The sequence below is a fragment of the Paenibacillus sp. CF095 genome (genome assembly GCF_900101225.1).
GTDB lineage: Bacteria > Bacillota > Bacilli > Paenibacillales > Paenibacillaceae > Paenibacillus.
The window spans coordinates 488,934-502,865 of sequence record NZ_FMZN01000003.1 but is presented as its reverse complement, the minus strand read 5'-3'; the positions used below and the strand labels follow the sequence as shown (position 1 = coordinate 502,865).

Annotated in this window: 9 protein-coding genes; all 9 read left to right on the top strand. The window is 42.3% G+C overall.

What is annotated here, in order from left to right; genetic code table 11:
* Nucleotides 1-435 precede the first annotated feature (435 nt).
* The 9 genes from BLS69_RS24135 (at nucleotide 436) to BLS69_RS24100 (ending at nucleotide 13,852) form a co-directional block, all read left to right on the top strand.
* A complete protein-coding gene (locus tag BLS69_RS24135) occupies nucleotides 436-1,962 on the top strand; it encodes a tannase/feruloyl esterase family alpha/beta hydrolase (protein WP_091037333.1) in 1,527 nt (508 codons plus the stop codon).
* Between the two features lie 66 nt (nucleotides 1,963-2,028).
* The gene (locus tag BLS69_RS24130; protein ID WP_091037331.1) at nucleotides 2,029-3,171 is read left to right on the top strand and encodes a pectin acetylesterase-family hydrolase; all 1,143 of its coding nucleotides are present in this window, start codon (nucleotides 2,029-2,031) and stop codon (nucleotides 3,169-3,171) included.
* 20 nt (nucleotides 3,172-3,191) lie between these two features.
* Nucleotides 3,192-5,483 (top strand): alpha-L-rhamnosidase-related protein, encoded by a 2,292-nt coding sequence (locus BLS69_RS24125; RefSeq protein WP_176872991.1) that lies wholly within the window; start codon nucleotides 3,192-3,194, stop codon nucleotides 5,481-5,483.
* Nucleotides 5,484-5,548: 65 nt separating this feature from the next.
* On the top strand, nucleotides 5,549-6,919 hold the full coding sequence (locus tag BLS69_RS24120) for an alpha/beta hydrolase family protein (RefSeq protein ID WP_091037325.1): 1,371 nt from the start codon (nucleotides 5,549-5,551) through the stop codon (nucleotides 6,917-6,919).
* A 33-nt stretch (nucleotides 6,920-6,952) separates the two neighbouring features.
* Nucleotides 6,953-7,591 (top strand): acetate uptake transporter family protein, encoded by a 639-nt coding sequence (locus BLS69_RS24115; protein ID WP_091037322.1) that lies wholly within the window; start codon nucleotides 6,953-6,955, stop codon nucleotides 7,589-7,591.
* A gap of 372 nt (nucleotides 7,592-7,963) precedes the next feature.
* Nucleotides 7,964-11,011, top strand: a complete 3,048-nt coding sequence (locus tag BLS69_RS24110) for an S-layer homology domain-containing protein (protein WP_091037319.1) — start codon at nucleotides 7,964-7,966, stop codon at nucleotides 11,009-11,011.
* A gap of 209 nt (nucleotides 11,012-11,220) precedes the next feature.
* Complete coding sequence (locus tag BLS69_RS32750; RefSeq protein WP_256332410.1) at nucleotides 11,221-11,355, top strand: hypothetical protein; 135 nt, start codon at nucleotides 11,221-11,223, stop codon at nucleotides 11,353-11,355.
* Nucleotides 11,352-12,320, top strand: a complete 969-nt coding sequence (locus BLS69_RS24105; protein WP_091037315.1) for an alpha/beta hydrolase — start codon at nucleotides 11,352-11,354, stop codon at nucleotides 12,318-12,320. Before BLS69_RS32750 ends, BLS69_RS24105 begins: the two co-directional genes overlap by 4 nt.
* Nucleotides 12,321-12,346: 26 nt before the next feature.
* Nucleotides 12,347-13,852 (top strand): alpha/beta hydrolase family protein, encoded by a 1,506-nt coding sequence (locus BLS69_RS24100; protein ID WP_091037313.1) that lies wholly within the window; start codon nucleotides 12,347-12,349, stop codon nucleotides 13,850-13,852.
* The last annotated feature ends 80 nt before the right edge of the window (nucleotides 13,853-13,932 follow it).

The window sequence follows — 13,932 nt, the reverse complement described above, 5'->3', positions numbered from 1 at the left end:
TAGGCGTGCAAACACTGACCACAGCGATATCGTGAACCATGCAGACGGTTATATGACAGCTTAGTTTATGTATTGGCTGAAAAACGACCCACAAGCGGGAAATGTATTCTGTGGTAAAGATGCAGAGATCATTACAGATACAAACTGGCTGGATGTAGAAAAAAATTGCTGAATACACCTTTAGTGTGAGAAGGTACTAACTTATAATATTGCTATGAATATGAGGCTCCGGAGTTCGTTTCCGGTGCCTTTTTATTTTGCTTTAACAAATTCAGCGGATAGTTCCTCCCAACTTTAAAAAACGATACCTAAGTTTGAATTCCATTATATTAACCTTCAAGTGTGCAGCTCTATACTTGATAAAGGAACCAAGCGTTAATTTATAAGATTATAATAACAACATCTTGGAATATTTTGTTAAAGGAGGTTTTTTAAATGGTAGATACAAACATCGATAAAATTAAGAAATTTCCACTAGAAGATGGAGAGATTACAAATGTAGAGTGGAAGGAACGGATAAAGACGCCAGAGCCAAATCCTCTGGGATTTAAAATGGTGGATGGCAGCAGTTTTTACAGAGTTGTCATGAAATTACACCCTACGGCACAATCCAATATAACTGTGATGATGTATTTGCCGGAACCGGAAGCGTGGAATGGTAAGTTCTTGGGAACTGGAAATGGAGGATATGCCGGAAGCATCGCAGAAGGCGCTCTCATGAATGGCATTGGCCGGGGATACGCTACAGCTAATACTGACCTGGGGACAACACCAGATCCAAATGATTGTATCGGGCTTCCAGAAGTGTTGATTGATTATGGACATCGTGCGACCCATTTAATGACGGTGGTCGGGAAACAACTGACAACTTATTTCTATGGCGAAGCTCCGAAATATTCTTATTTTGCAGGAGGCTCCACAGGAGGACAGCAGGGTTTTTCGGAGGCTCAGAGATATCCGGAGGATTATGATGGTATCATCTCTCTCTCTCCGGCATTTGACAGAGTCAGACTGCATAGCTTTTTTGTCTGGAACTGGCAGCAGCTTCATGGAAGAAAAGAGGCGACATTTACTCCGGATCAGGCACAAAAATGGAAAGACAGCATTGTAAAAGTATATGGAAAGGAATGCGGAAGTAATGATCTGGATCCATTTTTGGCTTATCCCGGCGGAATTAAGGGGAATCCTATGGACCATCCTACTCTGCAGGAGGCAATTGAGGAGCAATTGACAGATGGCCAGAAAGAGGCACTGCGCATTATTTATGACGGGCCAAAAGACCCGGTTACTGGTGATCGTTTTATTGCACCTTTTCTGCCTGGTTCAGAGGCTGAGTTCTTAAGTCTGGTCGATATGAGTAATAAAGATCAGTTTGCACACGGACTCCTTTTTCCGTTCCGTTGGATTTGGGGAAAGGACTTTAATTTTGAGAAGTTTGATTTTCATAAGGACCTGCAGGAGGCAATAGCACAGCTGAGTCCAATACTGGACGCAACCAATCCGGATCTGAGTGCATTTAAAGCACGAGGTGGAAAGCTGCTGGTCGTTGGCGGCAGTGTAGATGCAATTATACCCTATACAGGCTTTTTGAATTATTATCACAAGGTAATTGCAGAACAGGGAGGATTGGAAGAGACGAAGAGATTCTTCCGTTTCCTGTTGATGCCAGGTTTCTCACATACGGCGGGAGGTACTGGCGTACAAGAGGTAGGAATAATAGGTCTCACAGAGGTTCCGCGGGATCCGGACCATGACGTGATTTGTGCTTTGGAGCAGTGGGTTGAGCAGGGAGTTGCACCAGAGAGGCTGTTGGGAACCCATTTTAAAAAATGGGGTTCAGGGATTGAATTTGATCATGCAAGACCGTCCTATGCCTATCCTTATGTGGCAAAATACACGGGAGGAGACCCCAAAAATCCTGAAAACTACATCCCGGTGGAAGACGCGGAGGCATATGAATAGATCATAGGGATCTGTAATAATCAGTGACTTAGCAGGGGAGTAACCAACGACGAGGAGTGATAGAATATGCAGGAAATTCATCTGGAACCATGGGAGAAGATTTCAGATGAACTCCAGAAATGGCTGCCCATTATTGAAGAGAAAAAATATCCTGAGATTTCGGAGGAGCCGGAATTAGGAAAAGTTTACCGCATGTATCCAGCAGGTTGTCTCAGCGGTAATGGTACTCGCTTCCACGGCAATTTGCGGTTGGGAAAGTATCCGGGTAAACTGCTAATTTTTTTTAACGGCGGCGGAGTATCATGGAACGAATACACAGCGGCCAGACCCAACAACTTGTTCACCAGCCATCTGCCGGATAGTTACTACTTTAATACCACAGATTGGATGGGGGACTATCCCCTGAACAATAGCATTTTTGCTGCCAGGGATGACAATCCCTTTCAGGAATGGACGATCATCAATATCCCCTATTCCACTGGGGATTTTCACTGCGGGGCTGGAGATTTCCCCTACATTGCCCTGAATGACACCCAGAGGACATTGCCTCACCACGGCTATTTAAATACCATAGCCCTGTTACGCATGGCGAAACGATGGGTGAAGAGTCCGGAGACCCTTTTGATTGCCGGAGTCAGTGCCGGAGGCTTTGGGGTGTCGTTGATGGCAGAGGATGTAATCAGCGAATTTCCAGAATGTGCAGATATCACATGTGTTGTAGACAGCTCCTTATTACTCAAGGAGGACTGGAGCCGTGTGGCAAGAGAGGTATGGCACAGCCCGGAGCATATCTGGAAACGTCTGATTGGAGATAATATTACCTTGGATTCCTATTCAGCCCTGTACCAAAAATTTGGCAGCAGGGTGAAGTATCTGTTTGCCAGCTCTACCCGGGATGCCTTGTTGGTTCAAGCTCAAAATGCTTTATATGGCAAGGTACAATTTTATGATAAGGCTAGCGGGCTAAGCTACCAGAGCACCCTGAACGAAATGTGCAACAAGCTTGTTGAGCGTATTCCTACAGCAGGCCTGTACATTTTCGAGCATCCCATGAATGAACGAGAATACCACGAAGCCGAATTAACTATGCACTGTATCCTGGATTCTGCCCACATGTTCGAACACAGGGAAGAGGGGAAAACCGCTTGCGAATGGATAATGAGTGCCTTGCATGGCCGGGTGGAGCGGATCGGACTGGGACACCTATAATTACTAAGGGGGGGAATTATATGGTTAGAACAAATTGGGTCTGGGTTCCAGACTGGAATGCAGAGGATAAGGAAGAACCAAGAATCATCTATTTTCGTAAGAAGGTTGACATTTATAAAGTTCCGGAGAAATTAGAAGTCCAAATATCCGCTGATTCGAGGTATAAGCTATATTTGAATGGAAAACTAATCGAGATTGGACCGAGCAAAGGTGACAATAAAATTTGGTATTATGACACCGTAGATTTGGCGCAACATCTTAAGCAAGGAACAAATATTCTGTCTGTTGTTGTTCTTCGCTACCCTATGGAGCATACAAAGGGTAATAGCGGGATATTTCGTACACATACGCCAGGATTCTATTTCACAGGAGAATATCTGGAAGAAAATGGAGATCTTATCAGCTTATCTGCCGACGAGAGTTGGAAATGCTCAAGAGAGCCAAACGTTAAGATATTACCAGAGCAGAAGGTTTTGGCACACTTATATTTCCTTGAGGAAGCATCCGGCAATCCTGATGCTTTTGGATGGATGAAGGACAATTACGAAGATAGTAAATGGCTGTCCGCAGAGGTACTAGGGTGGCAAATTGTGATAAATAAAGGGGGGAGTCCTGGTAATCTTCAAGCTAGAACAATACCTTATATGAATAAGATCCCCAGAAAATTCGAAGGTATCATTGTGATTAGAGATTCAAAAGTAAAAGAATCAGAATGGAATAAAATGTTGGCTGGAGCAGGGGAAATTACTATTTTGCCACATTCAAATGAAGTTGTTGAAATAAGCGCCGGAGAGTTGATGACAGGATTTCTGAAACTCTCTGTGATTCATGGAAAGGGCGCTAAAATCAATATACTACAGTCGGAAGGATACGTTCTACCAGACGATCCGGATTCTCCGAAGCTCTCTATGCCGAAAAAAGGAGATCGTTTAGACTACAAAAATGGTCATCTGCATGGATTTACAGATACCTATGAAGTTGCTGGAATAGGTAGAAACGGTGATTCAGAGATTTATGAACCCTTTTGGTTTCGAACCTTCCGATTTATCCGGCTTGAAATTGTAACAGCAGATGAACCCTTAACTTTAGCAAACTTTGATTACCAGGAGACAGGATATCCATTAGAAGTTAAAACCTGGGTGAAAACCTCGGATCAATCCTTGCAAGCGATTTGGGATATAAGTGAGAGAAGTTTGAGAAGATGTATGCATGAGACTTATGAGGATTGTCCTTTCTATGAGCAGCTTCAGTATGCTATGGATACCAGATCACAAATCCTGTTCACTTACATGACGTCTGCAGATGACAGACTGGCTCGTAAATGCTTTGACGATTTCAGAAGATCGCAGCGCTATGATGGCATGATAAGCTGTTGCTACCCAAATTATACTTTCCATAGCATCCCTGGATTCTCTATTTATTATATTATGATGCTGTATGACCATATGATGTACTTCGGTGATAGAGAACTGATTCGTTCTTATCTGTCGACGATTGATGGTATTCTGGAGTATTTCCATAGACACCTTACACAGGAGGGGATCGTCGATAAAACAGGCGGACTATTATTTCGGGATACCGCGTGGTCTTTTATTGATTGGACAACGCAATGGAATGACACATCGGGCGTACCTTCGGCATCATTATCAGGGCCGATCACCATGGAAAGTTTGCTTTATATTATGGGACTTGAATATGCTGCCCAAATGGCTTCCTTTGCGGGAAGAGACGGAGTTGCTGATGAATATGTAGTGCGGGCGGCAGAAGTCAGGGAAGCAGTCAGAGAAGTTTGTATGAGTAAAAATGGGATGATTCAGGACGGACCTGGTATTAATGAATACAGCCAGCATTGTCAGGTATTTGCTATTCTAACGGATACGATAGAGTTGGAGCAGGGAAGAGAAAACCTATTAAAAACCCTTAAAAACAAACAGGAGTATACACAGTGTTCTGTTGCTATGGCATTCTATCTGTACCGTGCACTAGAAAAATGTGATCTCTACGAATATACCAATGAGCTATGGGATGTATGGCGAGATATGGTGAACAATAATCTAACTACATGTGTGGAAGATCCAGTCGTGCAGAGAAGTGATTGCCATGCCTGGGGAGCATTAGCTCTTTATGAGTTGCCGGCAGTAATACTCGGGGTACGGCCGACCAAGCCTGGCTTTGAAGAGATGGAGGTGAAACCGGTGCCTGGTCACTTTACTTGGGCTGAAGGAGAAGTGATTACACCTAAGGGTATGGTTAAGGTCAAATGGACCAAAGTGGGAGACAATATAGAACTTCATCATCAACTGATAGAATAGTATTTATTTTCTACTTACAAAATCAAAGAAGGGGGAGGGGAATTATTAAACAGGAAAAGATAGATATGGCAAAGGTGCTAGCCATGCTGGCACAACCCAAGGAGGCACCGCCTCCTTTGGAGAATGTAGAGAAAAAACGTCTGGAAATCCCTTATATCACGAAAGAAAAAAAGGTTGAGCGACGACCGGTGAGACTGATCATGCCCAAAGGGGCAACATGTCCGATGCCTTTGATTTTTGTTCCCCATTATGAAATGGGTGAGGATGCCATGGAACTACGGGCATACCTGCAAAAGGGATGGGCGGTTGCATCTGCGGTGGAATTTGATAATAAATATAATGCACAACTGACAGATGATGACCTTGTATTTAACAATGCAGCTCTTTATACACTGCGTAATTTGCCGGAGATCGACAGAAAGCGAATTGCAGTGGTGGGAGGCAGTGCAGGCGGTTATATGTCACTAATGCTAAATGCTCTTCAATTAGGAATTTGTTGCTCTATAGCTAATTGTCCCATCACGAATGTATATTTTAATTTCTACCGGTATTTTGTTGAAGCAAACCAGTTAAATCAGAAGGCAATTGAGGAGATGTCCAAGGCCAATGGTCAGGTCGAGGACAAGAAGGATAGACAGCCTTTAGATGTCATGAAGAGTGTGATGGGACTGCCATTACCTTTTTTGGCAGGCTTGTCGAGGTTGTTCCTGCCGATTCTGCAAAACTTCCCGAATTCAAATGATATGACAAGGTGGGAAGCCTTTTCACCGGTGGCTCTGGCCGAAACGTTTTGTAATCCGATCGTTATAAGTCATTTTACCTCCGATGTGCTGGTACCCGTAGATCAAGTATCTAAACGCTTTACCTATGCGGAGCCGGGAGATTCCTTGCCGGTGAATTTCAGTTCCAGACTTCCGGAAGATATCATTGGCAAGCTTGGATGTTCTTTGGAAGAACGTCTTCCTGAAGGGGAGACAAGAATAGAATGCATTCCTGCCCTAGAAGCCAATGAGGATGGAATTCTTCCTTATGCAGCAGATAAAAGATTCAATCTGAATATCTATGATGAAGGGCCCGTAGAAGGGTATGGCAGTCACCGGATTCAGCCAGGAACAGGCAGGATAGATGATACTCCATATCTGGAGGAAATGCTGTCAATTACCGCAGCAAAGACGAATGTGCTGACTGTGGAGAAGCTGAGGCTTTTACTGGAACGGTATCAAGGGAAAAGTGTTCAGTTGCCGACACATGAGGGCGTAGATGATGAAGTGTATGGTTCTTTGAATATTTATCGTAAAGAGGTATTTGAGGAACTTTCCGAGTGGAAGAAGGACAACGGCGCGGATGCATGGAGAGCAGTTGGAAAAGAACTGCTGAATACACAAGTGGATGCCACTTATCAGGAAGAACTCCAGAATCTAATGGAACAGTTTTAGAAACAATAAGCAAATAGAGAGGCAGTAGATTAAATGGATAAGCACGATAACTCATGGGCTGATCCTGCTCCGGCAGGGTTGGTGGCTTTGGCAGTATCCTGTTTTTGCTTTTTTGCTTTATTTACCGAACGCGTAACCGGGAATGCTGCCCCTTTATTGGGGTGGTGGCTGCTTGGCGGTTTTGTAATTCAGCTAATCGTAGGAATTATTGAATTAAAAAAAGGAAATACGGTTGGAGGGAATACCTTTCTCTACTTCAGCGCTTTCTTTATGCTGGTTGGCGGATTTGAACAACTCTTTAAATTTTACCTTGCTAATAGTCCGTTCGTGCTGGATACCCAAATTGACGGTTGGGCATGGTTATGTCTATCCTTAGCTTTATGGTTATTTACTCCTGCGTATTTTAAATCACCATTTCTTTTATGTGTTATTGTACTTATTTTGGACGTTGCTCTGCCCATACTGGCTCTTATCGATTTAGGCATCATATCCCGTCAACTTTCTTATATTCCTGGCTGGTTGCTTTTGTTAGCTGGATTAACCGGAATCTATCTCGCAGCGGCTATAGTGGTAAATGACACATTCAAGAGAAAGATCTATCCTAATCCAGATCCTTTAATGAAGTTTACCGGACGTTCTTACCAACGAGAAAAAAAAATTATCACGGAGTAATTTTCTTAAGGGGCAAAAAGCGGGGAATTTTATTTTCCGCTTTTTTGCTATTGCAAAACCTTGGAGATAGACATTAATAATGCGATATTCATGTTTGCAATCCTTTATATCACTGTCAAATGCTCAAACCTATAATCAATTGTAGTGGTGAGTCATCTTCTTATTTAGATAAATGCATTTGTAAGAAATAAGAGGATGACTTTCTTATGATTAATTGTAAACGCATACATCTATTGATGTGGTAGAACCAGCCTGTTTATCCAGCTGCTTAAAGGAGGTGAGGAAATAAAATAAAAAAACATCTGTGTTTTTGCATAAACCAGCATCAGTTTGTTTGCTTCTAATAACACGATTAGAGGAGTGTGTAAACGGATGATTAAGAACAAGCTGCCACTTTGTCTTATATTATTTATCTTGGTTATTTTACCATCGGAGCATTATATCAATGCAGAAAGTGCTTCGGAACCGGATCTTGTTTCATCCTTGTTTGATTTAAATGAACAGGGGTACTTTACACTAGCATTTTCTAAAACAATAGATATGACTGCTCCCCTAAAGTATTCCCCTCTTACAGAATTTCTGATGCAGATAATGGCAGATGATGCTAAAGCGACATTAGCAAGTCTACAAAAAGTTAGCGACATTTATGAAAGTGCAAGTGTGACTTTCTATCCAAACGGAAGAGCATGGTTTGCTTATAAATTTACTGATGTAGCTTTTAATGCGTTAAAAAGTGTGAACTCCAGTCAAAAACAGACTGTTAACGTGTTATCCAATGCTTATAAGGTAGATATTGAAAAAGGTACAGTTGCAATAACCAAAGAAGTTATATTCGAAATGAATAAGAAAGATGAGTCGTTATCCAGAACCTCTTCTATAATTTTGAATGAGGTGTTCTCAGTAGAAGGAGAGGTGGTTGAACCCCCAAATGAGGAACAAACCGTGTCCACGTTTACTGTAATGAAGGATATTTCTTATGGAACCGATGAATCGGATCAAAGAACGAAAATGGATGTATTTGTGCCCAAAAATAGGGATGCCAGTAAAAATAACGGTGCATTCTTAATTATCTATGGCGGTGGATGGACTGGCGGGAGTAAAGAAGAAATGGAGGATGTAGCAGAGCATTATGCTTCCGCAGGGTATGTGACCGTAGCTATTAATATGCGTAATGCATTTGTTAACGAGACTACCCAAAAAACGGAAGTGACCGTCTATGATATGTTAAACAACGTTCATGACAGTATTAAAAAACTGAAGGACTTATCAGATGAACATGGCTGGAATATCAAAGAAATTGCCTTGTTTGGTGGTTCTTCCGGAGCAAATATTGCGATGAACTATGCGTATTCAAGAGGAAGTGATATGGCAAATTTCGATACAAGTGTCATTGTGCCAGTGAAGTTCGTGACGGAAGTGGTGGGTCCGGTAGATATGCATGAATCAGCCTGGTATGGGGATGAAAATTGGCCGGATCGAAGCGTGATGACTGTGCCAGGTGCAGGGCCACTGTATGCTATGCTATTGACCGGGGCGGTTAATAATCCGAATTTAACGGAAGAGAACAAAGAATATTATATTAATTCCATGTCCCCTGTACATTATGTACAAACAAATGGTGGTATACCAACTGTAATGGGGTATTCCAAGGTTGACTATATACAGAATCCGAATAACGGGAAAATTTTGAAGGGATATCTTGATAACAAGAATATCAGAAATGATTTATTTACATTCCCTAAATCGATTCATGGGTATTATGCGGATCCTGAAGAGGCTAAGATGTTTTTTGATAAGTCTCTTGAATATGCAGAACAATACTTCAATGGAACAACAGCTATTGTCGACTTAACAGTGAAATCATCAACCTCCTCTACGGTAACTCTCGGTTGGCCGGCTGCTGCCAGAGGAGCAACGAATTTGTTGATAGAGCAGTCGCCTGCCGGGAAGAATCTATGGACTACAAGTGCCGCAGGTACCATTGCAACGGATGCCACGAGCGCAATTGTAATTGGACTGACGCATGGAACCGCATATGATTTTCGGTTGGTGGTCACTGGTGGCGCGAATACTGGCAACTCCAATCCAGTGAGTGCGATGACAAATTCCGTTGTTCCAGAAACTCCGGTAAACCCGCCGTCTACAGGAAGCAATGTAGTGGTCATAGGGGATTCGGATTTGGTAAAGCCGGGGAATACAGCGACACTGGGGACTATAACAACAACAGAACGCAATGGCCAAAGTGTCGCGATAATCAAACTGGAACAAAAGAGAGTTGAAGATCTGCTTGCAACAGCAGAACAAGGTGCAGTGATAACGATTCCAATGACTACGATTTCCGATGCCGCAACTGTTGAATTAACCGGTCAAACCATAGTCGCACTGGGAAATAAAAATGCGGTTTTAGAGCTTCGAACGGATCGTGCCGGATACAAAATCCCAATCCGACAAATCATCAGGGCTTTATCCGATCCTAATGTAGATGTCTCTAATAAAGATCTGAAAGAAGTTACAATACAGGTCGAAATCACGAAACCGGGAACGGATTCGATAACACTCGTGGAGAATGCTGCGAGTACCGGTAAATTTGCGCTCATTGGCTCTCCGACTGAATTTATAGTTAGAACGTCACATGAAGGTAAAACGGTTGAAATTACGAGCTTTAACACTTATGTTGAACATTTTATTGCCGTTCCTGACAATGTTGATCCCAAATCGCTTACTACGGGTATTGTCGTAGAGCCAAACGGAACGGTACGCCATGTACCTACCAAGATCGTTGTCATGGATGGGAAGTATTACGCTCAAATAAACAGTTTAAATAGCGGTGTATATTCCATCGTGTCACACCAGATTATGTATAGTGAGATGTCAAATCATTGGGCAAAAGAGGCAGTCAATGACATGGGTTCCCGAATGGTCCTGGACGAAACCATTAATGATCAATTTGCTCCGGACCAGGAAATCACCCGGGCTGAATTTGTCGCTATCCTCAGCAGAGGGTTGGGACTAAAAAATGATGGAGATTATCTCCCGTTTGCGGATGTCAGCGAATCCGATGAGGATTACCATGAGATTCAGACCGCATACGCCTTTGGCTTCATTACCGGCTTCAATGACGGGTTGTTCCGGCCGAATGTTAAGATAACGCGGGAAGAAGCGATGATTATTATATCCAAGTCCATGGCAATTACAGTTCTTGAAAAGAAGCTTGTCGAGCTGCCCGCCAAAACAATGTTGAATCCATTTACCGATGCTGAGAAAGTTTCTAAATGGGCACAGGGCGCAGTCATGGATTGCTTAAATGCCGGTATTATAATGGGCAGAGACAACTCAGTTCTTGCTCCCCAAGCTCCTATCACGAAAGCCGAAGCTGCAGCAATCGTACAGCGGTTGCTGCAAAAGTCAGATTTGATCTAACTGCAAAAAAGGGCACCGGACTTCGAGTCCGGTGCCCTTTTTCCAGTTTTTCGTTACAGTTAGATCTGCACGTTACATAACATCCGTTTTGTATCATTTTCTGCTTGTGTATTGATTCTGATCTTATCCAATGATACGTTTGTAACGCAAATAAAGTTACAACTGTATCATACGGTTTGTCGACAATGAATAGGAGAGGGGATTTAGATATGACACTTAAACAAAAACGCATCACTATTTTAATTGCAGTTATAATCGTAGCAGCTGTTATGGGACGGCTTACGATACGGGTATTTTTAAATTACTTATTCGGAGGAACACTATTTGGAGGTAACTTCTTATGAAAAGTGAAGGAAAAGGAAGAAAAAAATTGTTGTGGGGGTTTATTTATATAGGTGTTTTTATTGTTGCATTTGCGGCTTCTGCAATATTTAAAATGACATACGATCCACTAGCTGGAGAAATGCACGTGGATTGGAATGACTCCGTTGGGCGTGTGTATACGGATATCGCCTATGATGAAGAAGAGCAAAATAAATTTGATCTCTATGTTCCAGCGGATCAGACAAAGAAAACTTACGGTCTAGTGGTATATCTCCATGCAGGGGGGTTTGCTGCTGGGGATAAGAGCGATGATGCCACTATGCTGAAATGGCTTACTTCAAAAGGTTATGTGGCCGCAGGTATTAATTATACACTTCGTAATGAGATTAACGAAGCCAGTGTGTATACCATGTCACAGGACATCAAAAAAAGTATTCCCATTGTAAAAGCGGAAGCAGAAAAGTTAGGTTATAACCTTGATCGAATGGCTATATCCGGTGGATCAGCGGGCGGGACTCTGGCGCTGTTGTATGCTTACCGTGATGCGGCCACTTCTCCAATACCTGTTAAGATGGTCTTTGAGTTGGTAGGACCGCCCAGTTTTCACCCAGAGGACTGGACCCCCTACGGTTTGGATAAGAGTTCAGAGGCAGCAGCAGACTTATTCAGTGTTATGTCTGGCAACACCATTACACCAGATATGATAGGAACGCCAAAGTATGATGAAGCAGTCAAGGATATTTCACCGTATATGTGGATTGATGAGAACTCTGTACCTACGCTGGCCGGCTACGGAAAATACGATAAGGTAGCTCCGTTCGGTTCCGTAAAACATCTGATTAGCGCTTTGGAGGAAAACAATGTGCCTCACGATTATTTCGAGTTTCCCCATTCGGGACATGGTCTGCAAAATGACAATAAGATTTATTTGAAATATATAAAAAAGATAAATGAGTATTTGGAACGGTATATGGGAATTGAATGAATAGGATTCGAAATAGGAGGTTTAAAGTGAAGAAAATAGTTAAAGTTACTGGAATTTGTATTATTGCAGTCATCCTCTTAATCGTAGGATTAAATATTAAGAACACTTTATTCCCATCCAAAGAAGACGCGAGTGAAATAGATTTTGATACGATATTTGCACTTCAGTCGAAATCCAAAGAAGATCTTCCTCCTCTTGATCATGTTGAGCAAAAAACGGTTGATGTGAAGTACATCAATAAGGAAGGTATTGTCGATACCAGACAAATGAGACTATACATCCCGGAAGATGCACAGCAGCCATTACCGTTGATTTATATTCCTCACTACGAGATGACTGAGGATGCAGCGGAACTGCGCAATTATCTGGGGGAAGGATGGATGGTGGCTTCACCAGCCCATTTTGATAATAGATATAACGGACAATTGGTCGACGATGATCTTGTTTTTAACAATGCCGCATTATATACCCTGCGTCATATGGAGGAAGTAGATGATCAAAGGATAGCACTGGTCGGCGGAAGTGCAGGTGGTTACTCAACCCTGATGCTTAATGCCTTACAGATGGGAATGAATGCTTCGATAGCGAACTCGCCAATTACGAATATATATTTTAACTTTTACCAGTATTTCACTGAAGGAAGCGAGCTGAACAATGGCAAAATGGGAGGGGCCATGCTTAAAGGAGCCTTTAAATGGATTACTGGAGGGGCCAATAGAGATAAAGAAATGCTTAAAGCGATGATGGATGTGCCGATTCCGTTTCTGGGCATGGTGTCTGGTATGTTCGAACCGATCCTAGACAACTTCCCGGATAAAGAGGATATTGCGAGATGGGAAGCATTTTCTCCAGTCGGAGTGGCAGATTATTTCAGTAGTCCGATTGTCATCAATCATTTTACATCTGATGTTTTGGTTCCAATCGATCAAATTACGAGACGGTTTACTTATGAGGAAAATGGAAGTTCAATGCCGGAGCAATTCTCAACAAGAATGAAGATCAATAATCCTGGAGTTCTTGGAAACTCTCTGGAAGATGAATTGCCGCCAGAACGTACAAGAACAGAACACATTATGATTACGGATCCGAATGAGGATTCAACATTGCCTTATGATAATAAAAAGCCGTTCAACTTGAATATCTATGACGATGGACCAGTAGAATCCTATGGAAGTCATCGTGCGACAAACGGAACAGGGATCATTGATGATATCCCGTATCTGAAGGAAATTTTCTCTCGGGGCCTGGCACAAACAGAAATGCTGATGCCGAAAAAAATGTTGTTATTGTTGGATCGTTATCAGGGAAAAAGCATTCAATTACCGGCACATGAAGGAATTGATGATACTGTATATGGGTCTCTTTCTATCTATCAGAAGGAGATCGAAGAGCAATTATCCCTCTGGGCAGACAATCATTCTATGGATGAATTGGATGCAATGATTCGAAAAATTATTGCAAGTATTGATGATAGGACGGTACAGAATCGATATTTGGAAACTTGGGAAGAGATCAAGGGAAGAATGTCTTAGGATTCCAGGTGAAAAATACTTTTTGTTAAAAACATTTATAGTTTTTAATTTTCATTAGGCTCAAACCAAATTGAGGTTTG